Source organism: Pseudoalteromonas sp. TB51 (assembly GCF_000498055.1).
Taxonomy (GTDB): domain Bacteria; phylum Pseudomonadota; class Gammaproteobacteria; order Enterobacterales; family Alteromonadaceae; genus Pseudoalteromonas; species Pseudoalteromonas atlantica.
The window spans coordinates 49,243-74,618 of the sequence record NZ_AUTO01000216.1; the positions used below are offsets into that span (position 1 = coordinate 49,243).

The window sequence follows — 25,376 nt, forward strand, 5'->3', positions numbered from 1 at the left end:
CACTAGCTCAGTTGCCAGAACGTAGGACGCGGCCCGTCGCGCACCAACGGACAAATTACTGACTAACTATGAAGCGGCACTAGCTCAGTTGGTAGAGCGCGACCTTGCCAAGGTCGAGGTCACGAGTTCGAGCCTCGTGTGCCGCTCCAATTTCTCACCAAAAGAAATTGAAGTATCGAATAAAATATAAAGCGGCACTAGCTCAGTTGGTAGAGCGCGACCTTGCCAAGGTCGAGGTCACGAGTTCGAGCCTCGTGTGCCGCTCCAATCTCTCTAAATATCCCACTAAAATAAACACCTCTAAAACAATATTTTGATCTGATTTATACCTACGAAAATTATTTATAAATATTAAACGCACGAGTGGCCGCATGCCGCCGCGCGATATAAAGGGTTTTAATTAATGCGAGGTGAGGTGGGTAAAAGCAAGGGAGGAGAGGTCAATACAAGGTTAAAAGGTTTCGCCTTGCAAGGTCGCTATAATACGTCTTGCACCGCCAGCGTCGCGATGCTCGCCTAAGTAAATACCTTGCCATGTACCTAGCGCTAAGCGACCATTGCTTATAGGAATACTTAATTCACTCCCTAACGTACTGGTTTTTATATGGGCTGGCATATCATCATCACCTTCGTAATCGTGACGATAGTAAGGTTGGCGCTCGGGAACAAAATGGTTAAAGTGGCTTTCCATATCCATGCGGACTGTAGGATCGGCGTTTTCGTTTATGGTTAAACTTGCCGATGTGTGCTGAATAAACAAATGTAATAGGCCAACTTTATAATTAGCCAGCTCGCTCAGCTGCGCGAGTATTTCATCATCTATTAAATGAAATCCTCGAGCGCGCGGTTTTAAGGTTATTTGAGTTTGTTGCCAGCTCATAACTTATCAAAGCTAACTTCTATATTTGCATCGCCTGCATCACAGCTAAATGGCATAATTATTTTTTTGCCCTTACTTTTATGTGTGATGGTGTGGCCTTTACCTGCAACTACAATTGGCGTAGCCATATCAAAGTCATAGCCTTTTTCGCCGAGTAAGTTTTTAGCTCCACCGGTAACCATATTAGTAATTTCCCCAACCATATCAGTTACTTCATCGTCTATGTTGTCAGGGCGCTCACCAAGCATGCGTTCCATGATGGTCAGAGCTAAGTTTTCATCAAAGGTAATTGAAAATGAGCCACGAGTTTGCGCGCCTACCATGCCAATTAAACCAGATACATCGCCACAGGCGACTTCGTCTGTTTTTATACGCGGCTTACCTGGTTTTAACTCGGTTTGTGCCATTGTAGATAACACATTGATCAAAGAAGATAAAAATGGATTAATGAACTCAACATTCATGTTAGGTACTCTTAAAATTGGTGCTAAAGTGGCTATCTAAATATGAGTATAGCTTTAAAACAAACTTTGGGTTTAGCTTCTACAAGACTCACACTTACCGTGTGCTTCAATAGTTTGCCCTGATACAACAAAGCCGCTTTCTGCTGCTAAGTTGTTTAGCTCGTGAGAAATAACCGTAGAGTGCAGCTCTTTTACAAAACCACAACTGTCACAGATTAATAGCTGCACAGGATGAATATGATCAAAGTGATGGCAAAGCATAAATGCATTGGTGCTTTCTATTTTGTGAATAAAGCCCAGCTCTGATAAAAAGTCTAGCGCACGGTAAATTGTTGCAGGTTTTGCGCCTGTTTCTGTTACTTTTAATTGCTCAAGTAAATCGTACGCCCCAACGCCGCCTTGGGCGCTAGCTAATAGGCGAAATACTTTTTCGCGGATAGGCGTAAAACGCGCACCACGGTTGTCACAAACTTGTTTTGCTTTACTTACGAGTGATTCTATATTCATCATTCTCTTATCCTTACGCTACCGTGATATACTAACATACTGTGTTGTACTTGCAGCGTTTTTATTAAACACTTTTTATCTAGGAACCCCATTAATGCATGAACTGGTAGCTATATTTATTTTCTTTTTTGCGGTGATAGACCCTATAGGTACAGTGCCTGTATTTATTGCTGTGACACGTGGGGAAGATGAAAAGTTTAAACGAAAAGTTGTTTTTAAAGCCGTGGGTGTATCCGCTGTGGTTTTACTCTTTTTTGTTATTGCCGGTGAGCAGCTATTAAATGCAATTGAAATACCGCTGTCGGCGTTTCAAATAGCTGGGGGCATAGTCCTGCTTATTTTTGCGCTTTCAATGATTTTTGGTGAAAGTAAGCCCGAGTCTGAGATTAAAAGTGTGCGCGACAGCACAGAAACCGCGATTTTTCCGCTAGCCATTCCCTCTATAGCAAGCCCAGGCGCCATGCTTGGCGCAGTACTGATGACCCGTAACGAAGAATACTCGTGGGTTGAGCAAGTTACTACATCGTCGATGATGTTGGTTGTATTAGTTGTTGTGCTTGTGCTGTTGTTACTCGCAAATCATGTACATAAATTAATAGGCGACAGTGGCGCAAGTATTATAAGTAGAATCATGGGGTTAATTTTAAGCTCTGTGGCAGTTACAAATATACTCAACGGTATCGCGCATTATTTTGGTTTACAAATATACAGCTAACATTGATGCTAATTAGGCTTTTGTGTAAAATACAGCGCCTTTTTATGGGCGTATTTACTTATAATCCCCGAGGCTTTTACATTGCAAAAACGCACATTAGATAATCCAACGTTAAACAGACGTTTTTCTGTTGCACCCATGCTTGATTGGAATCATATATGCGAAAAATAACTTAAACCACTGATTTATTAGGATTTAATTTTTAATGGCAAATTTCGCTGTCTACTTATTGTCACTCCACTTTAATGAAATAAACAGAAATAGCTAGAAACCCACGCTAAATTAAGTCACTCATTTCTGTTATTTGATCCACTTCTGCACTTAACTCTTCAATCGATTCACCAATGATTTGAATACAGGTATCAACATGCTGTATTTCAGAATCAGTTAGCTGTTGTTTAAGCGTATCGGTTTTAGCTAAATCAACAGAGCTTTGCACTTGTTTGATCATTTGCCTCATTAACAATTGCAGACGCGCGAGTGATATTCCAAATTCTTGGGCAAAATCTGCCAACATATAAGCTGTAAACGGGTGATTAAAATTACCAGCACTGCCTGCACCATATTCACCTATCGACATCGCGAAATGGTTTGCCATGCCTGTAGCTATTGCCACATTAGATTTTTCATCAGCTTGCCTTGCCTGGATCTCTCGAATGATAGCTTCGATATTTACTAAATCGTAAAATGGCGTAAGACTTAGACCCTGTTTACCCACAAAGAAACTGATGTTCTTACCGTGAGCATCATAGTTACGCACTAAAATATTAAAGGTCATCCAGCGTATAAGTTGCGTTTGATACGCTTCGGCATTGGTTGTTTGTACATTAAACAGCTTCACAAAAGACACACCATCACGAATATAAATACCGTCGCCTTCATCGCCGTGTTGACGCTCGTATTTGTATGATGGAGGTAGGTTGGTTGCTTGGCAGCCATCGATAATGTGACGGCGCATAACACGCTGTTGTTCAGCTATTAACTTACGGTCAAAACGGTCAATGACAAACGCGCTGACTTCTCCATATTTTCGTACTGCCACCTCTGGTACATCAATACCCGAATGTTTTGCCAATAACATGGTAAATAACTCATTCACAGCAATAAAAGGCGCTTTTCCCGTTTCAAACTTAAAGATCTTATTGGAGCAAAGCTGGCCTTCACCAAATCCTAATTTGCCATCTATCTCTAATAAGTTAAGTTTATCTTGTACACCCGCGACTGATAGCCTTGTATGACCATCCCAATAGGTAATTGATTCTCCAGCATTCTTAAAACGAGCTAACTTTTCGATTAGTTCTTCATTAGTGACTTCTCGAAATGAAGTTTCAGTTTCTTCATTGCTTTTGGTTGTAAATGACAACGCGCCAGATGTGTCTGCGCCGATGATCTTGATGAGCCCAAAGGTATTATTTTTGGAGATAGTGGTATTACTGGTGATCTCTTCTAACCCTTTACCTTCAGGTAACAAGTTTTGTAGGAAGTTTCGAACCGCTCTGTGATCAAACTCACCATTCAAAGGTAAGTGTGGAGAGATAGCGAAACCCTCTCTAATCCAGTCATGATTATAAGTTAAGGTTAGTTCTGTTTCAGAGCCTACAGGAATGGCTATTGCCGCAATTTTACGATCATGACCGATATAAACGTTCAGGGTATTTCTATCAGTACCAGTCATCACTTACCCCTGTTTCTTCTTTGGAAGTAGCATCATCGGAAAGAAGGCTAAATGTAAGACCAAGGTATTCCATTACCTTGAGAAGGTTCGCTAACTTTACATTGGTATCGCCTTTTTCTATTTTCACCAGCGTTGGCTTTGAAATAGACAATGACTCAGATACATCTACGAGAGACAGCTTCATACCCGTTCGCTTTGCAGTGATCGCCTCAGCGAGCTGAGTAGGGGTAAAGCGTTTTGATAAGTTAGGCATCACTGTTGCCTTAACCGATTTACCTGTTCTGTTTGTCTTGGCAAGATTACTCATATAAGTTAACTATTATTTACTTTTAAATATAAAGTAATGCCGAAATAGATATAAGTCAAATATAATTAACTTATAGCCTCTAAAAGCCTTTTTCTCATTAAAAGTCACTTATAGTTTACTTTTAATGTTCTAGATAAGAGTCTAGGGAAGCTAGTTCATTTTTATAAACATTAACTATTCCCTTTGCTGGCATCTTTAAACTCACTGATATGCTTTTGGAGCTCTTTCGCGCTCGCTCTCGTTGCCGTTCGACTAACTCGGTCAGATCATCAACATGAACGAACAGTTTACCTTTTTGTGAATCCGCCAACCTAAAAGTTACAAATGGTAATCCACCAGATTTTATTTTTCTGGTGGCGACATCATGTGAGCAGCCAAGATGTTTTTGCCGAATATCATCAAAGTCGATGATTGCAGTGCCGTAAAACTCATAAAGTCCAATAAGCTTCAATAACAGATTGTTGATTACAGTGTACGCCAAGTAGTGACTTACCAATTCGAAGCACTTTTCTTATTAAGCTTACATCGATACTTATTGTTGCAGGGGAGGGATTATGTTCTGAATTTTTGCGTTGTAAACAAAACTGAACAATATCATGGCTCTGTATTTTAGAAGAAACTAACTCGGCAATAGGATGTTTTATAATCGTTTTATAGCCGTAACTAGCTGTACGACCCAGAGGGCGGTTCGATTTTTCTTTTCTTATCATATACTCATTAATTAGATCTCCTAATGTCATCTCTTTTGGTCCTGGGTGGTTCATCGCTTCATTTATTTCTAATTGACTGACTAAGTTTTTGGCCCACTTAGCAGCAGCCGTTTTAGATGAATGTGTTTTAGATTTTGAAAAAGTAATTATTCCTTTATTTTTCTGAATAACTGACGCACAAAATACAGGTTGATCTGCGCGAAATCGTTTTCGGATGGTATAATGAGCCATAGTTTTGTCTGCCTATTGTCTTCCTGAGGGTTAAAAATCAGCGGAAATAGCCAGAAATCGTCAGAATTTTAGAGAGTTAAAAAATTGTGAAATTTAACATAAGTCATTATAAATCAATGGGTTCAGAGTGATGGTCGCAAATGAAGTAGATCGCAGATTTTCTGTTGCACCCATGCTGGATTGGACTGATCGTCATTGTCGTACTTTTCATCGTAAGATGAGTAAGCACGCTGTTTTATACACTGAGATGATCACCACGGGGGCGATTTTATTTGGTCGCGGCGATTACCTACACTTTAATCAGCACGAGGGGCCGGTTGCTTTGCAGCTGGGGGGTTCTGATCCCGAGGCGCTAGCAAAGTGTGCAAAACTTGCGGGTGAGCGCGGTTACGATGAGATTAACTTAAATGTAGGCTGCCCTTCAGATAGAGTACAAAACGGGCGCTTTGGTGCATGCCTAATGGCCGAGCCTGAGCTGGTTGCACAGTGTGTTGCGGCAATGAAAAGCGAAGTTAGTATTCCTGTTACGGTAAAAACACGCATCGGTATTGATGAGCAAGACTCGTATGAGTTTTTATGCGCATTAATTGAAGCCAGCCATAAAGTTGGCTGTGATGACTTTATTATTCATGCCCGTAAAGCGTGGTTAAATGGTTTAAGCCCTAAAGAAAATCGTGAAGTACCGCCTCTTGATTACCCACGCGTTTACCAACTAAAAAAAGACTACCCACAGCTCGACTTAAGCATTAATGGCGGCGTTAAAACAATTGAAGAAAGCCTAGCGCATTTAGCGCATATAGACGGCGTTATGATTGGTCGCGAAGCATATAGTAATCCATTTATGCTTAATGAGGTGGATGAAAAGATTTACGGTGAGGTGGCCAATACTCAGACTCGTCACGATGTGGTGCGCGCTATGTATGATTACATAGAAGAAGAAATGCGTTTAGGTGCTAACTTTTGGCATATAGCACGCCATATGCTGGGGATTTTTCAGGGGCAGCCAGGGGCGCGCGGATTTAGACGTCACCTTTCAGAAAACGGTCACGGTAAACAGGCTGATTTGTCGGTAATGGATAAAGCATTAAGTTTTGTGCCTGAGTAATACTAAAGCATTGACCAGTTATAAAAAAACCACTTTTTAAAGTGGTTTTTTTATAACTAAAATTTAGTCAAAAGATAAATAAATTAGTGATTTTAGCTTATTAGCATTCAGTTTTTAGTTAGTTTAAAATAACTTATTACCTGTCTAACTAATTGAATATAAAGGATTATAAATAAATTTTTGTTACTTGGCATAACTCTTGGAATCCTGTTGTTGTTATCAATTAAAAACAACAGGACAAAACAATGAGTATATTTAATCGCGTAAATGATGTTATCCAATCCAATATTGCTGCCATGCTGGATAAAGCAGAAGACCCAGAAAAACTCCTCAACCTTATGCTAAGTGAAATGCAAGAAGCGCTTAACGAATGTAGAAGCACGGCCGCAGCCTTGCTGTGCGAAGAGAAAACGCTTAAACGCCAAATTGCACAAAAACAAAAAGACTTAACTTTGTGGCAAACAAAAGCTGAGCTGGCAGTTGCTAAAAACCGTGACGATTTAGCCAAGTCTGCGTTAGTAGAAAAACAGCGAGTAGATGAGCAAATTGCAGCAAAAAACACTCAGCTAAATACTCTAAAAGAGTCGATAGAGAAAATTACAGCAGATTGTGAGCGTTTACAGCAAAAAATGGCGCAAGCTAAAAGCAAACAAGCTCAATTAATAAAACGCCACGATATTGTTGCTGCACGTGAAAAAGTGAACATGCAATTACACAGCGACAACGTCGCAAATGCTTTGTCTCGCTTTGAAATGATAGAGCAAAAAGTGGAAGGCATAGAAGCACAGGTTGATGCTTATGAACTTACAAATACAGCGCAATCAACCGCTGAGCAAATTGAGTCTTTAGTTAAAAATGAAAAAATAGATGCAGAGCTGGCTCGTTTAAAAGCCAGTGTTAAGCAAAGTAATACCAATACAACTGCGCGAAGCGCTTAAGGAGTAGAGTATGAATAACTTTAAAACACAGCGTGGTTGGTACAAAGATTCACTGAATAAAAAAATATCGGGCGTATGCAGTGGGTTAGCGCGTCGCCTTGATTTTCCAGTGTGGTCAACACGCTTAGTAACAATTTTATTATTTATAAGTTTTCCGTTTGCAGTAGCGCTTGGTTATTTGATTGCTCACTGCTGCCTTAAAGAGCGTGCGTATTAGGAGAGGGATATGAAAACCTTAGCAATATGTGTTGTCGTATATGTGTTACTTTTTACTGATACTGTGTCGCTAATACATTTTGATTCATGGCAGTTTCCACTTTGGATTGCAGATATGAGCTGGGTGGGGCTTGAGCTGGCTGGCNGTGGTAGCCGTAATGGCTTTAGTGACCATGGGGTTAATAGGCGCAGGGATTGTCGCGCTGGTTGGCACCATTTTGGCACTGTTATTTGGTTCAGTGATGATAGCCTGGCCATTATTATTTGTAGCTGTACTGTGCTGGTTGGTGCTCGATAACAAAAAAGTAACCTCTTAAGCCTTAATTTAACTGACTATTATTAGTTAACTATGTTAAATTTAAAGTGAAATTTTATGCTTTCACAAGGAATAAAGCGATGATGAAGCAGTGCTTTTTTATGGCCTCGGCGTTAATGATTAATGTGTTTTCGTCATCGGTTGCTGCACATGCTGGGCACAGCCACGATACAGACGAAGCTAAGCTTGAAGTAAGCCATGCACAAGTAAGGGCATTTTTGCCTGGTAGTAAGTCGAGTGTTGGCTATTTAACAATTTCTAACCACGGTGGTGGTGTTGCTAAATTAACTAAAGCGACCATCGAAGGTTTAGGCCGTGTAGAAATACATGAGCACAAACATGTCAATGGCATGATGAAAATGCAACAGGTTAAAGCCGTTACTATTAAGGGCCATGAAAGCCTAAGCTTTGAGCCTGGTGGTTACCATTTAATGGTATTTGATCCACAAGAACCACTAAAAGTAGGGCAAGAACGTAAACTCACGCTATATTTTAGTGACGGTAACCGCTTGTTTACTAATGCTCAAGTGGTTTCGCTTGAAGCGCAAGCTGCGCATTCAAAGCCATCTAAAAAACAACACGCTCATCACTAGGAGGATAAATGTCGCAACATAAAGGAAAAATAGCTGGTGCCTTGGTGGTACTACTTATTATTTTTTACGCTATTGCAGTTTATTGGAGCATTGAGCCGGCACGTTTTAACGTAGTAACTAATGCAAAAGAAACCGCGCAAGCACGCAACGAAAAAATGGTAACAGGCTATACAACCACCTCAACGCTTATTACCGTTGCTAGCACATTACTTGATAAGCAAGGTGGATATTTATCAAACGATGTGATGCCGCCAAGTGTGATAATGGATGACATGCCAGCGTGGGAATATGGCGCGCTTGAAATGGTGCGTGATTTAGCGTTATCAATGCGTAAAGACTTTAGCCGTTCACAGTCGCAATCTACCGAACATGAAGCCCTTAAAAAAGCGCAGCCGCAATTTAATATTAGCTCTGAAGCATGGGCATGGCCAAGTGCCGAGGGAGAGTACCAAAAGGGAATAGACTACCTTCTTGTGTACCGCTCACAAATTGCTAACGAGCATGAGCGCGATAGCCAATTTTATTCACGTGCAGATAATCTACGTAGCTGGTTAAAAGAAGCCGAAAAGCGTTTAGGCAGTTTAAGTCAGCGTTTAAGTGCAAGTGTTGGCCAAGACAAAGTAAATACCGATTTAGCTGGTAATTCTTCAAACACGCAAGCGACCTACACACCACTTCAGCAACAAGTAAGAACGTCGTGGTGGGAAATAGACGACGTGTTTTATGAGTCGCGCGGTGCAACGTGGGCGTTATTACACTTTTTACAAGCGGTTGAGTATGACTTTGCTGATGTATTAGAAAAGAAAAATGCACGTGTAAGCTTACAGCAAATTATACGTGAGCTTGAGGCAACACAAGAAACCGTGTGGAGCCCAATTATATTAAACGGGAATGGTTTTGGCTTTGTGGCAAATCATTCTTTAGTTATGGCAAATTATATTTCAAGAGCCAATGCGGCTTTAATCGAACTTAGCGAACTACTAGCTCAAGGATAAAAAATGAAAAAGTATTGTTTAGCAGCTGCCCTTTCAATGGCATGTTTAGCCCCTGCAGCACAGGCAGACACTCTATTAGGTTTATATGTAGGTGTTGATGGCTGGCAGTCAGATAACGACGGTCAGTTTTCTTACAAAGATAACGCACCACAAGATTTTAATTTTGAAGACGAAACCTTTATTAGCTACTACGCGGCACTAGAGCACCCAGTGCCATTAGTTCCTAACCTAAAGCTTAAATACACTGAGCTTGAACTTAATGGCTCAGCAACCCTTACTGATACGTTTAGCTTTAATGGCTCAGATTACGTGGTTGGTACAACTGCAAATACATTAAGTGATTTAACTCACATTGATTACATTCTTTATTACGAAATTTTTGATAACGATTTAATTTCAATTGATTTAGGTTTAAACGCAAAGCAGTTTGACGGCGACATTGTTGTAACTGGTACCACTCAACAAGGTGGCACTAACTTCTCTGAGACTAAAGATTTTTCGGGCTTTGTGCCACTTGCGTATGGCCGTGCTGAAGCAGGCTTACCATTTACGGGTTTAAGCGTGTTTTTTGAAGGCAGCTTTTTGGCTATCGACGATAGTAAAGTACAAGACTACCAAGTAGGTGTAGCGTATGAACTTATTGATAACCTAGCGGTAGATGTAGCTATTAAAGCGGGTTACCGCTCAATGACGTTAGAGCTAGATGATGTTGATGATATTAATACCGATATTGACGCATCAGGCCCATTTGCGGGTATTCAAGTTCACTTTTAATTAGTGAGCTTACAGCGTGGTGTGTTATTTATTAACATGCCACGTTAAATCAAATTCTCCCTCCAATGCATTATTAATTAATTGCTTATACACCTTATTTACAGGGTAATTTATAAGCTTAGAAAGCTCATCGCCTGTTTGGGTAAACTTGTAATAGCTTAATACTAAGTCACTGCTTTTAGCTTTTAACGTCACTTTTTGCGATAAAAACGACAGGGTGAGCTCTTGGCCTGCTTTTAATACCGCCGATTCTATTTCTTTTCTGTAGAGTAAATTAAGATCCATTAGCGTTAAAATATCAGGAAAGCTGATCCCCGTTTTTCCTAAATTAAGCGATACCTTATTGCCTTTTCGTAGTAAGTCGAAAAGCGAAGGCTTTTTATAAAACCCTAATAAAATAAAGTGGCTGTCGTCTTTTGCGTTGTAGCTGCTCAGCGATACACACTTTTGTAATGCATCTGCTTCGCGTTGGGTCATATGCTTGAGTGTTTGTAAGCTTTTTATAGAAAATGTACCGGGGTTGAGGGTCTCGCCAGTTAAAATTTTAGCCCACAGTGTTTGCATCGATTCATTTGAGGTGTCTTCACATAGGGCAATAAAGCGCTCTACCCAGTCGGCATCTGGTTGTTTATTGCTTGCCACATCGGGGCAAAATCCCATTGCTTTAGCTAAAATGGTTTCTATATTTTGCTGCTGTTTTATAAGCAGTAAATCTTGGCGCTTTTGGGCGCGCGCTAAAATAGGGTTATCGCTATTTATGTGATAAAGCGGGTTTAGATCGCCTTTAGAACCGTAACTTTGATCTGTACTTGGTTGCCCAGTATTTGTGGTTATTTTTTTTACGGGGTAGCCAAGTAAAGACTCAATTATATTGGCGAGGTTAATTCTCGCTTGGGCTGATTTTATTGTCATCGTTATCCAGCTGTGTTTTTTGGTCGCGTAATTGCGCCACTGTTTGTAAGTTATTTAAGCCAAGTGACACTGTATTGCTTAATACATACTCGCTAAAAATTGATAGATAACCCGAAATTAGCGGGGTATTGGTTTGGCCATTAATATTACACGTTACATTTACCACACCTTCTACTTCGGTAAATGTAATTTCACCTTCAATAATATGCTCATTTTTTAAAAGTGCATTAAAGGTCATTTTATTTTGCGAAAGCGACGTAATGGTCATTTCTCCATACCCCCAGTCGCTTTGCCACGATTGATGCGCGCCTATACCGCGACTAGGTTCGCCTAAAGTAAAAGTGATAGACGGATCTACTTTGCCCCAAGGTGACCATGTATGCCAAAGGCTAAAGTCAGAGACCAGCGATTTAACGGTCGCTACATTGGCATTTATTTGTATGTTTTTATTTACGCTGTAATTTTGCGGCAGGGTTAAACCAATCAAAATAGCCACTAAAACTAACAATAAGAGCGTTTTTATAAGGATTTTAAAAAATTTAATAGGCACACCTTTTACGAGTTTTTTAGTTTGAAATATAACAACTTTTTATTAATCGACTATAGTATGAATTAGCCTATAAACCAAAAATATATTTTTAGCACATAGGTATGAGCTTATATAAGTATTAAAACTGATAAAGGGTAGATAATGTCGTCAGAGCAAAGCGATTTTTTATTTTTAGCGCCAGACAGCGAAGAAGAAATAACCCAAGAATTATCTGATTTTTGGGATGTTTTGATCGTTGATGACGATCCTGAAATACATTCAGTGACTAAACTTGCATTGTCGGGCGTAGAGTTTTGGGGGGCAGGGCTGCGTTTTCACGATGCGTACTCTGGCAGCGAAGCCATCGAAATACTCAAAAACAATAATACAATTTCCGTTATTTTTTTAGATGTAGTGATGGAATCTGATGATGCGGGTTTGCAAGTTGTAAAACGCGTTCGCGAAGAGCTTAACAACCAGCATGTGCGAATTATTTTACGTACCGGCCAAGCGGGCAACACCCCAGAAGAAAAAGTAATTCGCGAATATGACATTAACGATTATAAAACAAAAACAGAGTTAACTCGTTCTAAATTAGTAACTTCTTTAATTACCGCTATTCGCTCGTACGAGCAAGTATGCCAACTTGAGTATCAAAGTGATGCAATGAACACCATTGTTTCGGCTTCAAAGTCTATTTTAGGGCTTACCGATATTAAAGTGTTGTGCAAAGAGATTATTAAACACTTGGGCATTATTTTAGAGTGTCAGCAAGTTGGGTTGGTATGCAGTAAGCTAGATGGCGATAACTTTATTCAAGTATTGGGTGGCAGTGGCCATTATGAGAGCTACTTTGGTGAAAAGCTTGTTAATGTTGATAGCGTTGCGCTTGAACAAGTAGAGCAGTGTTTTGAGTCGGCTCAGCATTGCCAAACCGATTCGAGCGTAACTTTTATTGTTAAAAGTAAGCACCGCCAGGCTGCTATTTATTTAGAGTGCGAGCATAAACCGAGTGATGCGCAGCTGCAATTTGCAGAGATTTTTCTTACTAATGTGAGTGTAGCCCTTGATAACGTAAGGCTGTTTGTAAAACTAAGAGATGCGGCCTACAAAGATGTACTAACCGGTATTTCTAATCGTACTAATTTTATTGAGCGGGTGGTGCGTTATCAAAAACCACATGTTAATGACTACGTTTTTGTATTAATTGATGTGATTGGTTTTGCAGATATTAACAATGGCTTAGGACAAGAAATTGGCAATCATTTGTTAATCGAGATTGTAAAGCGACTTAAAGATGCTTACCCAGACGCAAAGTTATTGTCGCGTATTGGCGCAGATGTATTTGGCTTTATTATTCGCCAAACGGAGTTTGACCTCGAACAATTTAACGACGTGCTGAGTGTGCCTTTTAGTGCTGGCGAGCATATTTTGCCTGTCGATTTTAGAATTGGTTTATGTCAGCAGCAAGACTTTCAAAGTACTGGGTTAGATACACTCAAAGTTGCCTATATTGCATTAAACCAAGCTAAAAAGCTTAAATGCAAAGAGGGTATTTACTACGATATTGATATGCAAGACAAAATGGCTTGGCGCTTAGGTATTATTAGGCAGTTACGTCATGACTTTGCTCGGCAAAAACTCCAAGTGTGGTATCAGCCTCAGCTTTCACTTGATAATTTATCTTTAATTGGCTGTGAAGCATTGCTGCGCTGGCCATCAGAAGATGGCTCGTTTATATCTCCTGCGGTGTTTGTGCCTTTAGCAGAGGATGCCGGTTTAATTGTTGATATTGGCCAATGGGTTTTAGAACAAGCTTGCCAACAGCAAAAACGCTTAGAGGCACTCGGTGAAGAAATTTGCATTGCTGTAAATGTATCTGTGCCGCAATTTAAGGTTAAAGGCTACGCTAAAACAGTAAAAAACACCTTACAAAAGTACGACGTTAAACCCTGCAATATAGAGTTAGAAGTGACTGAAAGCGTGGTAATGGATGAATTAGAAACCGTGATCAATACCCTAAAAGAGTTAAAAGAATTAGGTGTAGAAGTGGCGATTGATGATTTTGGAACGGGCTTTTCTTCGTTAAGTTACTTACAAAGTTTACCGCTTGATAGGCTTAAAATAGACCGCGCATTTGTAAAAGACTTACCCGATAACGATACCGGTGCTATTGCTGCTTTGGTGGTGTCGCTTGGTGCTAAACTAGGACTAAAAACAATTGCTGAAGGTGTAGAAACACAGCAGCAGGCAGAGTTTTTGAAAAACTTAGGGTGTGATGAAGTACAAGGTTTTATGTACGCTAAGCCAATGCCTGAGCATGAACTTTTAGAGTTTATTAAAGAGCGAAATAAAAAAACTTAATATAAACAGACTTTACAGTAGGCGCGATATCTCTAGGTAATGTTGTATAAATAAGCAATGTATTAGGATATAATTCGCGCCTTTTGTTATTCTACGGCCAAAACTATGAGCTCCCTTAAAGCTGAACGCGCGCTATTTTCATACCCCAAATATTGGGCTGAATGTTATGGCACCGCCCCATTTTTACCTACCACTCGCGAAGAAATGGACGCTCTTGGCTGGGNGGCGGTTATTGGCCGTGTACTTGAAGCGCAAGGCTTTAGAGTGGGTATAATTGCTCAGCCAGATTGGCAATCAAAAGATGCCTTTATGGGGCTTGGTAAACCAAACTTATTTTTTGGTGTAACAGCCGGCAACATGGATTCGATGATCAACCGCTACACGGCAGAAAAACGAATGCGCCATGACGATGCCTATACACCAGGTAATGTGGGCGGCAAGCGCCCTGACCGTGCGGTGATGATTTACTCTCAGCGCTTACGCGAAGCCTACAAAGGTGTGCCTATTGTTATTGGTGGTATTGAAGCAAGCTTGCGCCGTATTGCTCATTACGACTACTGGCAAGAAAAAGTACGCCGTAGTATTTTGTTTGATGCCAAAGCCGACATCCTTATTTATGGTAATGCAGAGCGCCCGCTGGTGGAAGTAGCCCACCGTATAGCCGCTGGCGAAACTATGGATACAATTCAGGATATTCGTGGTACAGCGGTTATTCGTAAAGAGCCAATACCGGGCTGGCGCGGAAGTGATTCAACAGCGATTGATAAAATTGGCAAAATTGACCCTATCCCAAACCCCTATGGGGCTGATGATGTTGGGTGTAGTAAATCAGAGTTTAAGCAAGCCGGTATTGATTTAAAAGCAGAGGCCGCTAAACCTATAACTATTCAGCCTGCGCGTCCTAAACCGTGGGAAAAAACATACGTTAAACTGCCTGCATTTGAGCAAGTAAGTGTTAATAAACCGCTTTATGCCCATGCTTCGCGCATTTTGCACCAAGAGACCAACCCAGGTTGTGCTCGTGCGTTATTTCAGCGCCATGGCGATCGCTCTATTTGGGTTAACCCGCCGGCATTTCCGCTCGAAACCCATGAGATGGATGATGTATTTGGTTTGCCTTATCAGCGTATACCGCACCCAAGTTATGGTGATGCAAAAATACCAGCCTACGATATGATTAAAACGTCGGTTAATATTATGCGTGGCTGTTTTGGTGGCTGTTCGTTCTGCTCTATTACCGAGCATGAAGGACGTATTATTCAAAGTCGCTCGCAAGAGTCGATTATTGATGAAATAGAACAAATTAGAGATAAAGTACCTGGTTTTACCGGTGTTATTTCTGATTTAGGTGGCCCAACGGCTAACATGTATAAATTGCGCTGTACGAGCAAAAAAGCAGAAAGTACTTGTAGACGACTTTCATGTGTTTACCCTGATATATGTAAGCACATGGATACAGACCATACACCTACTATCGATTTATACAAAAAAGCCCGTGAAGTGAAGGGCATTAAAAAGATTTTGATCGCCTCAGGCGTTCGTTACGATCTAGCCGTACAAGACCCTCGCTATGTAAAAGAGCTGGTGACACATCATGTGGGTGGCTATTTAAAAATTGCCCCTGAGCACACAGAAGATGGCCCTTTGTCTAAAATGATGAAGCCGGGCATGGGTGCTTACGATCAATTTAAAGAGCTATTTGATAAGTACTCAAAAGAAGCGGGTAAAAAGCAGTATTTAATCCCGTACTTTATTTCAGCGCACCCAGGTACCAAAGACGAAGACATGGTTAACATGGCATTGTGGCTTAAATCTAACGACTTTAAGTTAGACCAAGTACAAAACTTTTACCCGTCGCCTATGGCCAATGCAACCACCATTTACCATACAGAAATGAACTCGTTGCGTAATATTAAAAACAACAAAGAGCAAGTACCCGTGCCAAAAGGAGCGCGCCAACGTCGCTTACACAAAGCCATATTGCGTTATCACGATCCATCTGGTTGGCCAATGATCCGCGATGCACTGCGTAGTATGGGTAAAGCCAATTTAATTGGTAAAGGCCCAAATTGCTTAGTGCCAGAAGAAGGCCGCGATGAAAAAGTACATAAAGGCGCTGGTAAAGGTAAAGGAGGGCGCCCAGCCTTAACTCGCCATACTGGGTTTAGCCAATTTAAAAAGGCTAACACTAAGCCTAAAGTGGGCGGCAATCGCCAGCGTGCTTCTCGCTAAGCGTTAAAACAAGTAAACAAAAAACCCGATACTGAGTAACAGTATCGGGTTTTTTATTGCGTTAATTTACTGCTGTTAGGTGTGCATTACACCTTAAAGTTTTCTACCGATATTCTTAGCTCTTCAGCAAGTTTGGCTACTTCTGAGCTTGAAATGTTTGTTTGATTTGCACCCTCAGCTGTTTGCTCGGCTATGGCTACAATAGATTCTAAACGTTCACTAATTTCTTGTGATACTTGTTGTTGCTCTTGAGCTGCGGTAGAGATTTCTTCACTTACATCGTGTGCTTGCGATACGGCAAGTGTGATTGAGTCTAATGCGCTGCTTGCTAAGTCGCTTTGTTCAACACATGACTCTGCTTGCTGTTTACCTTTATACATTGCTGTTACAGCCGCTTCTGCGCCACTTTGAAGCGATTCAATCATAGATTGTATCTCTTGGGTCGACTCTTGCGTTTTGCTTGCCAGTGAGCGTACTTCATCCGCTACTACTGCAAAACCTCGGCCATATTCACCGGCACGTGCCGCTTCAATTGCAGCGTTAAGTGCTAATAGGTTGGTTTGCTCTGCAATGCCGCGTATTACATCTAAAATACTGCCTATAGATGCGCTGTCTTGATGAAGCTTATTAATAACACCTGATGCATCGTCCACCTCGCGAGCAAGTTGCTCAATAGTGGCTTTATTTTGATGAGATATCCCTTTTACACGTTCAGCTTCTTTATCGGCATTTTTAATTTCGTTAAGTGCCTGTTGTGCGCTGTTGCTTACTGTTTGCGACGTGCTGCTCATTTCGGTTGTGGCTGTTGCTGCTTGCTCTACTTGTGCTTGTTGGTTACGGATAGCTTGGCTTGACTCACCGGTAATGGCCGATGTTTGCTCAGACGCCGCTGCTAGTTGAGTTGAGCGTGAAATAATGCCCTTAATTAAGCTACGTAGGCTATCTATAAGGGTGTTACAGCTTTTTGATAGCTCGCCAAATTCATCTTTTGCAGAGTCATCTAAGCGTTGGGTCATATCACCGCTGGCAACAATATCTAAAATCCGATTAACCTCAGCCAGTGGCTTAGTGATTCTATTAACGGTAAGAATCGCAATTGCGATTGCAATTAACGTTGCGATGATCATGCCTGCCCATGTCCAGAGCGTCGCTGAGTCTACATCCTCGCGAACACCTTCTTGTAATTTGTAAGCTACAGTACTTGCTTGTGTCACTAAATCATCAATTTGCGACAGTGCCATAGTGGTCGCTTGCTCTGATTGGGCAAGTTCTTTTTCGGTAAGTGCGATAGCGTCAATAAGGCGCTGCTTATTGGCCGCTAGGCTATTATTACCGCTAATATTTTCTATCAGCGTATCAACGTATGCTTGTAAATCACTGTATAGGTCGTTGTTATCTTGCTCTATAGCTGGCTTTATTAACGTTAAAGTACGAATTACTTCGTCAAGGTAATAAGCTTGCTCATTTTTTACAATATCTAAGGTGTTTGTCGTCTTAACCGTGAGCATATCGGTACTGTTACTCACCACAGACATAAAGTTGTTTTCTAAGTTATTGGCGGCTTGGTAAGCGCGTGGGTGATTTTGCTCAAAGTTAGTAATATCTGTGATATCAAGCACGACTGAATTGGCATCTTCAGCTGCAATCTCAATTGTTTCAAGCTGTGCTGTGAGGGTTTTATTAAGTGCTAGTTGTTTATCTTTATCAGCTAATAGGTTTTCGACCGTACCTAAAAAGCTTAAGTAGGTTTTTTCTACAGCTTGGCTTTTTTGACTCAGTGATGCATCGTTTTTTACAACACGTTGAAGGTCGGCGTGCAGCGAGTTGAATTTGTCTTTTTGCTCAAGTACTTTTTGTTTTATAGGGGTGAGCTGTGCGCTTGAGGTGGTATAAAAACTAGCTTGGGCTGCTTTACTCATTAAAATAAATTCAGCTTGTAGTTCTGAGCTTTTATTAAGCGCGGGCAGTGATAACTGGTTTACCTGCTGGGTAGAGCGGTCAATGCTCGCAATTTTTATTAAAGAGTTACCACCAATGATTATGAGTAATAAGGTGATAAATATAAAACCACACCAAATTCGTTGGCTTACTGTCAGATTCATATGGATTTCCAATTAAAGTACTTCAATCACATCTTATCGGCTTTTTAACCAATAAGTTAAGCAATTAATATCTATTAATTTAAATTTAACATATGTGCTGGGGTTTTACAGTTTATTTAGATAAAAGCGTCGGCTTTTCTACTATTTTTTGCTTAGTTTGCAAGTTCATCATCGTTAAAGCACCGCCCCATACGCATCCGGTATCGAGCGCATGTATGTGATTGAGCTGAGTAACCCCTTCAAGAGCGGCCCAATGGCCAAATATAAGGTTGTTTTCTAATGCTTTTATATTAGGGTGAGTGAACCAGGCTGTTAACGTTTTATTATCGCTAATTGCGCCTTTCGCACTAAGCTCTAACGTGTTGTTGCTGGTTAAAAAGCGCATGCGGGTAAAGTAGTTAACAATGTACCTAAACTTATCAAATTCGTTTAAATCGTCATGCCATATCGCGGGGTGGGGCTGATACATTTTTTCAAAAAAGTGCTTAGCATTAGCCGATTGATAACAACTCTGAGCAAACTGTGCGTGTTTAAGTGCGCTTTCTATAGACCAATTAGGGTTAAGCCCTGCATGCGATATAAAGCTGCGGTGCTGTGCTAAATAAATAGCAAGCGGCTGAGTTTGCAAATAGGCTATATAGTGATGAAGCTTTTTACTATCAAAAATAGCACCGAGTTTATCTTTGGGGTTGATTGGCTTATTAAGATAGTGACAGGCAACCATGTGTAAATCATGATTGCCTAAAGTAACACTCATGCTGTCTTGATGGCGATAAATATAATCTAGGCAGGCCAGAGAGTCCGGCCCACGTGCGACGATATCGCCCACTAAATAAAGGTGATCTTTGCTTGGGTTAAAGTCAACCCGTTTGAGCAAGCGGCTAAACTCTTTAAAGCAGCCTTGTAAATCACCAATTGCGTAATCAGCCATGGCGCTTTTTACTAATGTAAAATGTTAGGGCACGCTAAACGAAATACGCTTATAGGTGCTTCAAACTCAGAGCCAAACTCATTGCGCAGTGTGTAGTGTCCCTGCATGGTGCCAACAGGGGTGTCTAATATTGCGCCACTGGTGTATTTGTAAGTTTCGCCTGGGCCTATAACGGGGGTTTCGCCCACAACGCCTTCGCCCTCTACTTCAACTTCTTTACCATTGGCATCGGTGATCAACCAATAACGGCTTAAAAGTGTAGCGCTGCAAAGACTGTGGTTTTTAATTGTCACTGAGTAGGCAAAAACGTACTTTTCTAGCTCAGGCTGAGATTGCCCTTCAACATAAAAAGTCTCTACAGAGACTTTTACAGGAGAGCTAATATTACTGCTTGTTGTCATAAATCCAATTAGCTATATCAATAAATTGTTGTAACGTTAGGCTTTCAGCACGCAAAGTAATATCAATACCAATGCTGGTAAGCTCATCTGCGGTGAGTAAGTTGCCTAAGCTGTTACGCAATGTTTTACGGCGTTGATTAAAGGCTTCTAAACACACGGTGTTTAAAATTTTCACGCTTTTAGCGGTACGTTGCTCGGCTTTTTTAGGGATCAGACGAATAACCGCAGAGTCTACTTTAGGTGCTGGTTTAAAACATTCTGGCGGTACTTCAACCACGGGCATTGCGTGGCAGTAGTATTGCGTCATCACACTTAAGCGGCCAAAGGTTTTGCTGCCTGGGCCTGCAACCATACGTTTTACTACTTCTTTTTGCAGCATAAAGTGCATGTGCTCAATATGATCAGCAAACTCAAAAAGATGAAACAGTAATGGCGTAGAAATATTGTAAGGCAGGTTACCAAACACTTTTAATTTTTTGTCATCGCGTACAAGGCTTGCAAAGTCAAACTTCATTGCATCGCCTTGGTTTACGTTTAATTTAGGACCTAAAAAAGGGTGCTCAATTAAACGCTGAGCTAAGTCTTTATCTAGCTCAACAACAGTAAGTTGGCCGCTTAAATCGGCAACAGGCTCGGTAATTGCGCCTAAACCTGGGCCAATCTCTACTAGGTTGTCTTGTGGTTTAGGATCGATTGCAGTCACTATTTTATCAATGATAGATTCATCAAATAAAAAGTTTTGCCCAAAACGTTTACGGGCGCGGTGTCCTAAATGTACTTTATCGGTCATTGATTCTGTGCTTTTTCATGGGCGAGCTTAATTGCTTCGCGGATCGCTAATTCAAAACTGCCAACTTCAGCGTCACCGGTGCCTGCTAAATCAAGCGCAGTACCGTGATCAACCGAAGTGCGGATAAATGGTAAACCTAAGGTTATATTTACCGAGTTACCAAATCCCTTGTATTTTAGCACAGGTAAACCCTGATCGTGATACATAGCAAGCACGGCATCGGCTTGAGAGAGGTATTTATCCTGAAATAGGGTATCGGCAGGAAGCGGACCAATTAAATTCATGCCTTGGCTGTTTAAGAGCTCAAGCGTAGGTGAAATTGTTTCTATTTCTTCAGTGCCTAAATGACCGTCTTCGCCGGCATGGGGGTTTAATCCACACACTAAAATTTTTGGTTGCTCAATACCAAACTTAGTTTGTAAGTCGTGGTTTAAAATACTAATAACTTTGGTTAAGCGCTCTTGTGTAATTGCACGCGATACATAAGCCAGTGGTATATGCGTTGTTACTAGGGCAACACGCAAGCCTTCAGTTGCTAGCATCATTACGACATCAGAGGTGCCCGATTGCTGAGCAAAGTACTCCGTGTGGCCACTAAAGGAAATACCGGCTTTATTAATAATCCCTTTGTGAACAGGGCCCGTGACAACGGCATCAAAGGTACCGTCCATATTTTTTTCGCTGGCAATACGTAAGGTATCAAGCACGTATTGGCCGTTTAAGTCGTCTAGTTCACCTAGCTTAACGTCAGTGCCTAAATCTACTTGGTGAATATAAATGCTACCTGCAGGCGCTTTAGCTGCAGGGGCATTTTCATCAAAATCAATTAGCTCAATATTAAGGCCCAAGTGTTGAGCGCGTTCTTTTAATAACTGTTTGTCGGCGATAGCGACCAGTTGAGCTTGCCATGGTTGCTGAGCTAATTGCAGCAGCAAGTCAGGGCCAATCCCCGCAGGTTCACCCGGGGTAATTGCAATTCGTAATGTCATAATTACTCGTCTATAGGGAAAATTTCAACATGGGCTTGTTCGCGCATTTCTTGCTGCCAGTTAAAACTTTCCTCTTTAAATTTACGATTAAACAACATGCCGTGCGCACGGTTACGTTTAGCTAGCTCGGTTTTATCTGCTACACGTTTATCTAAAAGTTGTACTATGTGCCAACCAAATTGTGTTCTAAATGGTTCACTAATTTGATTTTTATCAAGTGATAACAAAGTATCTTTAAACGCCGGTACATACGTTGTAGGGTCAGTCCAATCATACTCACCGCCTTTAAGGGCTGAGCCTGGATCTTCTGAGTATTCTTTAGCAAGCTCAGCAAAGTCTGCTTTTCCTGCGCGTAAATCTTTGGCAAATCCTGCTAGCATGCTACGTGCTTTTTCTTCACTTAAAATAATTGAAGGCTTAATAAGAATATGGCGTGAGCGTACTTCTGTGGTTTCTACTAATTGGCGACCACGTACATCTTGCACCTTAATTATGTGAAAGCCAGCACCCGAGCGAAGCGGGCCAACAATAGCGCCTTTCTTTTGACCTTTTACAGCTTCGGCAAATAACGAAGGCATTTCGTTGATACCCATATAACCGAGTTGTCCGCCTTCAAGCGCTTTTGAGCCACCTGATGATGAAATAGCGATGCGTTTAAACTCTTGGCCATCGTTTAATAGCTCAATAACTTTGTCAGCACGGGTTTTCGCACTGGTGATTTCATCTGCTGTTGCATCGTTAGGAATATCAATAAGGATGTGGCCAATATCATACTCTTCAGAGTTTTGACCTTGGCTTTCCATTATTTTTAACAGGTTATCTACTTCTTGTTGGCTAATATAGATTCGACGATCTACATTGGCACGGGTAACCTGTTGGGTGGTGATTTCTTTACGAATTTCTTCGCGGTAGGCTTGAAAGCTCTCGCCAGCGGCTTCAATGGTACGACGAAGATCGGCAATGCTGCCGCCTTGATCTTTTGCCATATTTGCGAGTGTTTGGTCTAACTGGCTGTCTGAAATTTCAAGGCCCATACGTTCAGCCATTTGCATCATAAGCGTTTGGTTAACTAAACGCTCAACGGCTTGTACGCGAAGCGTTTCGTCTTTAGGAAGTTGTTGGCCTTGCTCTGCGGCTTGCTTTTTAACACGATTAATTATGGTGTCTACTTCACTTTTTAAAATTACGCCTTGGTTTACAACACCAATTACTTTGTCGATTTCCTGTGGGGCGGCAAATGCGCCATGGCATAAGCTTAAGCTTAAAATAGCTGTTGATAATAGTTTTTTTAAATTCATATTCTTTTTACTACTCTTCTAATAGTACTGCTTTAAAACAGGGCGTACTGCATTTTAGGGCTTTAAAGTATCACCTTAATTGCTCGTTTGCCTTAATTATTAAGAAAATACGGTCTACGGTAGCCAAAAATACCTTGTTGTAATAATTTTTGTGCATCGTAACGGCTCTTACTGCCAAGCCCTTTTAATACAAAGTTTAAACTAATACCTGAATCAAAAGTGGCTTGTTGCTGCCCGATAGAATGATTTAAATCGGTTTCAATCTGACGGTGACCAGTAATTTGGATTGCCCAACAGCATGACTCATACTGTAATCCGCTTAAAAATTCGATGCTTCGATTATTTTCAAGGTCCCGGTGGTAGCTTGCAATAAATTGCCACTGATCACTAATTGGGATACTTGTAAATACACCCGTTTGCTCGATTGTATTTCCTGAGACATCATTTGCATAGCGATGGTTCAATTGAACTAGCTCATTATTGTCACCTTTGTAATCGAGGGTGACATTTGACTGGATCATTTGTTTACCATCCGTGTCGTATTGCATACCCGCTGAGAGGTACCAACGGCGGTGCCAATGTAGCATTGTTTGCGCTGCAAAAAGGGCGTTGTAGTTTGTCTCTGAGTCTAAATCTTGCTCGGTAGGTTTAGCCGAGTCATTTAGGTAAAAAATTTGACCCGCGCTAAAGTTAAACACTTCTTCGTGTTTATTATCAAATAAGCGTGTTGTTGCACCTAACGTAAATTGGTTAGCTGCGGCTATACGGTCTACACCCGAAAAGCGCGTATCTCTAAATAGGCCAAAAAAGTCATCCTGTAGGCGAGTGGTGTCAAATAGGCCTATCTCAGATTGATCCTTATTAGGGGTATATAAATACTGTATTTGTGGCTCAAGAGTTTGAATGCCATCTTCAAAAAAGGTCGAGGTGTCACGTTCAAAGTTAAGCTGCGAGTACAAACGTACTTTTGGCAAGGTACGCGAAACGCTATCGCTATATTGAGTGCCCGTTAAATTACCACTTTGCTTGTAGTTAGTTTGCAATAAGCTCACTTCTGAGAGAAACGACCACGCATGCGTTGCGTAGTTAAAGCGCGCTTTTGGCTCTACGTGTACGCGGGTAGCACTGTCGATGGCAATTTCTGAAGATTCGTTGGTAAAGTGGCTTACTTCACCCGACAAACTAAAGTCAAAGTTATCAAAACGCCATGGGGCGGTTTGTGTAAAGCTAATTTGTGGAACCGCGGCATACGACTCTAAGTGATCGCCCAGTACTTCAAAGTTTTGAAATTTAATATCGGTACGCCATGTGTCACCAAGGTGAGTCACAGAGCCGGTACGATAAAGTTGGGTATCGGTTTTATTTGCGTAATTAGAGCTTAAATCGGTGATGTAGTTGTCATCACTGACGTTAGTTACATCAATATTGGCGCGCCAGTCTTCACTTAAATAGCTTTGTTGCTGCCAATGAAACATATAGCGCTCATCAAGGCTAGGCTCCGAATCATCGCTATCTAAGTATTCAATACCGACTAAGCCTTCATGTTGCTCGCTCAGGTATCTAAACTCGGTTTGCAATTGTAAGCCTTTGCGCGACATATAACGTGGTGTAATAGTGGCGTCAAAATTAGGCGCAATATTCCAATAATAAGGCGTAACAGTTTCAAGGCCGTAACGGTCGGAGCTTGAAATGCTTGGTGTTAATAAGCCCGACTTGCGTCGCTCATCCAGCGGAAACGTGAAATAAGGTAAATATAAAACGGGGGTATCAAGAATACGTAAAACGGCGTTATAGGTTTCGCCCCAGCCTTCTTCACGAGAGAGATTAATTTCGTCGGCTTCTATTTCCCACACTGGTGTATCGCTTGGGCAAGTAGTAAAGCTTGCATTCATTAACAATAAGCCAGACTCGTTGACAGTGAGTTTTTCGGCGCCACCTTTACCTTGTTGCGCTGTTAAGCTGTAATCGGCACCTAGTAGGCTTATTTCTGAATTATTTAAATCGGCATTTAAACCTGAGCTGTTTACTTGGCTTACACGGTCTTGATAAGTAATAGGGCCTGTTGCATTAAGTAAACCGCGCTGTTTATCTATAAGCGCAGTTTGTGCGGACAAACTCATATCAAGGGTGTTAATATCAACATTGCCGGTAAATTCAGCGCTTTGTGTGCCTAGGAGCTCTACATCGTCAGCTTGTATATCAACCGATCCTACCGCTAAATTTGGTAGAGGTTGCCAAGCTCTGGTTTGCATTGAAATGCCACATAAATTGTGTGCCAGTTCAGTTTCGGCAAGCGATGGTGCGCTAATTACGCCTAGCATCAATATGCCCCAGGTTTTGCTCATTTATCGACCTTAATGCTCTTTGGTTTATTATAAGCTAGACATAATAAAGGAAAACAA

25 protein-coding genes, 2 tRNA genes and 1 pseudogene are annotated in these 25,376 nt (G+C 41.2%); 12 read left to right on the forward strand and 16 right to left on the reverse strand.

Going from position 1 to position 25,376, the window contains the following annotated elements:
* Positions 1-73: 73 nt before the first annotated feature.
* Both L650_RS0112060 and L650_RS0112065 read left to right on the forward strand, forming a co-directional pair.
* Positions 74-149 (forward strand) — tRNA-Gly (locus tag L650_RS0112060).
* A 42-nt stretch (positions 150-191) separates the two neighbouring features.
* A tRNA-Gly gene (locus L650_RS0112065) sits at positions 192-267 on the forward strand.
* 184 nt (positions 268-451) lie between these two features.
* Here the strand turns inward: L650_RS0112065 and L650_RS0112070 are convergent.
* The 3 genes from L650_RS0112070 to L650_RS0112080 all read right to left on the reverse strand — a co-directional run bounded on the left by L650_RS0112070 (position 452) and on the right by L650_RS0112080 (position 1,851).
* Positions 452-880, reverse strand: a complete 429-nt coding sequence (locus L650_RS0112070; protein WP_029773278.1) for a secondary thiamine-phosphate synthase enzyme YjbQ — start codon at positions 878-880, stop codon at positions 452-454.
* Positions 877-1,344 (reverse strand): chemotaxis protein CheX, encoded by a 468-nt coding sequence (locus L650_RS0112075; RefSeq protein WP_029773279.1) that lies wholly within the window; start codon positions 1,342-1,344, stop codon positions 877-879. The genes L650_RS0112070 and L650_RS0112075 overlap by 4 nt, the downstream gene beginning before the upstream one ends.
* A gap of 72 nt (positions 1,345-1,416) precedes the next feature.
* The gene (locus tag L650_RS0112080; protein ID WP_029773280.1) at positions 1,417-1,851 is read right to left on the reverse strand and encodes a transcriptional repressor; all 435 of its coding nucleotides are present in this window, start codon (positions 1,849-1,851) and stop codon (positions 1,417-1,419) included.
* A 94-nt stretch (positions 1,852-1,945) separates the two neighbouring features.
* Between L650_RS0112080 and L650_RS0112085 the strand changes: the two genes are divergently transcribed.
* Positions 1,946-2,566 (forward strand): MarC family protein, encoded by a 621-nt coding sequence (locus tag L650_RS0112085; RefSeq protein ID WP_029773281.1) that lies wholly within the window; start codon positions 1,946-1,948, stop codon positions 2,564-2,566.
* A gap of 277 nt (positions 2,567-2,843) precedes the next feature.
* Here L650_RS0112085 and L650_RS0112090 read toward each other — a convergent pair whose 3' ends face one another.
* The 4 genes from L650_RS0112090 to L650_RS0112105 form a co-directional block, all read right to left on the reverse strand.
* Positions 2,844-4,244: a HipA domain-containing protein gene (locus L650_RS0112090; protein ID WP_085065484.1), complete on the reverse strand. Its 1,401-nt coding sequence runs from the start codon at positions 4,242-4,244 to the stop codon at positions 2,844-2,846.
* On the reverse strand, positions 4,228-4,548 hold the full coding sequence (locus tag L650_RS0112095; protein WP_029773283.1) for a helix-turn-helix domain-containing protein: 321 nt from the start codon (positions 4,546-4,548) through the stop codon (positions 4,228-4,230). The genes L650_RS0112090 and L650_RS0112095 overlap by 17 nt, the downstream gene beginning before the upstream one ends.
* 121 nt (positions 4,549-4,669) lie before the next feature.
* Positions 4,670-4,999 (reverse strand): pyocin activator PrtN family protein, encoded by a 330-nt coding sequence (locus tag L650_RS23790; RefSeq protein WP_164835561.1) that lies wholly within the window; start codon positions 4,997-4,999, stop codon positions 4,670-4,672.
* Positions 4,977-5,489 carry a hypothetical protein gene (locus tag L650_RS0112105; protein WP_029773285.1) on the reverse strand — a complete coding sequence of 171 codons (513 nt, stop codon included), beginning with the start codon at positions 5,487-5,489 and terminating at the stop codon, positions 4,977-4,979. Before L650_RS0112105 ends, L650_RS23790 begins: the two co-directional genes overlap by 23 nt.
* 130 nt (positions 5,490-5,619) lie before the next feature.
* Between L650_RS0112105 and dusA the strand changes: the two genes are divergently transcribed.
* The 7 genes and pseudogenes from dusA to L650_RS0112140 all read left to right on the forward strand — a co-directional run bounded on the left by dusA (position 5,620) and on the right by L650_RS0112140 (position 10,426).
* Positions 5,620-6,594, forward strand: a complete 975-nt coding sequence (gene dusA, locus L650_RS0112110; RefSeq protein ID WP_029773286.1) for a tRNA dihydrouridine(20/20a) synthase DusA — start codon at positions 5,620-5,622, stop codon at positions 6,592-6,594.
* 245 nt (positions 6,595-6,839) lie between these two features.
* The gene (locus L650_RS0112115; protein ID WP_029773287.1) at positions 6,840-7,532 is read left to right on the forward strand and encodes a PspA/IM30 family protein; all 693 of its coding nucleotides are present in this window, start codon (positions 6,840-6,842) and stop codon (positions 7,530-7,532) included.
* Between the two features lie 10 nt (positions 7,533-7,542).
* A complete protein-coding gene (locus tag L650_RS0112120; protein WP_029773288.1) occupies positions 7,543-7,749 on the forward strand; it encodes a PspC domain-containing protein in 207 nt (68 codons plus the stop codon).
* Positions 7,750-7,758: 9 nt separating this feature from the next.
* Positions 7,759-8,065 (forward strand): annotated as a pseudogene (locus L650_RS0112125) (hypothetical protein).
* Between the two features lie 79 nt (positions 8,066-8,144).
* Positions 8,145-8,657, forward strand: a complete 513-nt coding sequence (locus L650_RS0112130) for a copper chaperone PCu(A)C (protein WP_029773289.1) — start codon at positions 8,145-8,147, stop codon at positions 8,655-8,657.
* A gap of 8 nt (positions 8,658-8,665) precedes the next feature.
* Positions 8,666-9,652 (forward strand): DUF2333 family protein, encoded by a 987-nt coding sequence (locus L650_RS0112135; RefSeq protein ID WP_004585847.1) that lies wholly within the window; start codon positions 8,666-8,668, stop codon positions 9,650-9,652.
* A 3-nt stretch (positions 9,653-9,655) separates the two neighbouring features.
* Entirely contained in the window at positions 9,656-10,426 is a 771-nt protein-coding gene (locus L650_RS0112140) for a TIGR04219 family outer membrane beta-barrel protein (protein ID WP_004585848.1), read from the forward strand.
* A gap of 24 nt (positions 10,427-10,450) precedes the next feature.
* On the opposite strand, the gene L650_RS0112145 is transcribed toward L650_RS0112140, so the two are convergent.
* Together L650_RS0112145 and L650_RS0112150 are read right to left on the reverse strand one after the other, a co-directional pair.
* Positions 10,451-11,338, reverse strand: a complete 888-nt coding sequence (locus L650_RS0112145) for a TIGR03899 family protein (RefSeq protein WP_029773290.1) — start codon at positions 11,336-11,338, stop codon at positions 10,451-10,453.
* Positions 11,307-11,888, reverse strand: a complete 582-nt coding sequence (locus L650_RS0112150; RefSeq protein ID WP_029773291.1) for an SRPBCC family protein — start codon at positions 11,886-11,888, stop codon at positions 11,307-11,309. Before L650_RS0112150 ends, L650_RS0112145 begins: the two co-directional genes overlap by 32 nt.
* A gap of 141 nt (positions 11,889-12,029) precedes the next feature.
* On the opposite strand from L650_RS0112150, the gene L650_RS0112155 reads away from it, so the two are divergent.
* Both L650_RS0112155 and L650_RS0112160 read left to right on the forward strand, forming a co-directional pair.
* Entirely contained in the window at positions 12,030-14,231 is a 2,202-nt protein-coding gene (locus tag L650_RS0112155) for an EAL domain-containing protein (RefSeq protein ID WP_029773292.1), read from the forward strand.
* 105 nt (positions 14,232-14,336) lie between these two features.
* Positions 14,337-16,463 carry a YgiQ family radical SAM protein gene (locus L650_RS0112160; protein WP_029773293.1) on the forward strand — a complete coding sequence of 709 codons (2,127 nt, stop codon included), beginning with the start codon at positions 14,337-14,339 and terminating at the stop codon, positions 16,461-16,463.
* Between the two features lie 86 nt (positions 16,464-16,549).
* Here L650_RS0112160 and L650_RS0112165 read toward each other — a convergent pair whose 3' ends face one another.
* From L650_RS0112165 to lptD, 7 genes are all read right to left on the reverse strand, one after another.
* Entirely contained in the window at positions 16,550-18,565 is a 2,016-nt protein-coding gene (locus tag L650_RS0112165) for a methyl-accepting chemotaxis protein (RefSeq protein WP_029773294.1), read from the reverse strand.
* 112 nt (positions 18,566-18,677) lie between these two features.
* Positions 18,678-19,496 (reverse strand): symmetrical bis(5'-nucleosyl)-tetraphosphatase, encoded by an 819-nt coding sequence (locus L650_RS0112170; protein WP_029773295.1) that lies wholly within the window; start codon positions 19,494-19,496, stop codon positions 18,678-18,680.
* A gap of 11 nt (positions 19,497-19,507) precedes the next feature.
* Positions 19,508-19,897: a Co2+/Mg2+ efflux protein ApaG gene (apaG, locus tag L650_RS0112175; RefSeq protein WP_029773296.1), complete on the reverse strand. Its 390-nt coding sequence runs from the start codon at positions 19,895-19,897 to the stop codon at positions 19,508-19,510.
* Positions 19,881-20,687, reverse strand: coding sequence for a 16S rRNA (adenine(1518)-N(6)/adenine(1519)-N(6))-dimethyltransferase RsmA (gene rsmA / locus L650_RS0112180; RefSeq protein WP_004585856.1), 807 nt, complete (start codon positions 20,685-20,687; stop codon positions 19,881-19,883). The genes apaG and rsmA overlap by 17 nt, the downstream gene beginning before the upstream one ends.
* Positions 20,684-21,676, reverse strand: coding sequence for a 4-hydroxythreonine-4-phosphate dehydrogenase PdxA (gene pdxA / locus L650_RS0112185; protein WP_029773297.1), 993 nt, complete (start codon positions 21,674-21,676; stop codon positions 20,684-20,686). The genes rsmA and pdxA overlap by 4 nt, the downstream gene beginning before the upstream one ends.
* A gap of 2 nt (positions 21,677-21,678) precedes the next feature.
* Positions 21,679-22,974, reverse strand: coding sequence for a peptidylprolyl isomerase SurA (surA, locus tag L650_RS0112190; RefSeq protein WP_004585858.1), 1,296 nt, complete (start codon positions 22,972-22,974; stop codon positions 21,679-21,681).
* A gap of 92 nt (positions 22,975-23,066) precedes the next feature.
* Positions 23,067-25,319, reverse strand: a complete 2,253-nt coding sequence (gene lptD, locus L650_RS0112195; RefSeq protein WP_029773298.1) for an LPS assembly protein LptD — start codon at positions 25,317-25,319, stop codon at positions 23,067-23,069.
* Positions 25,320-25,376 lie beyond the last annotated feature (57 nt).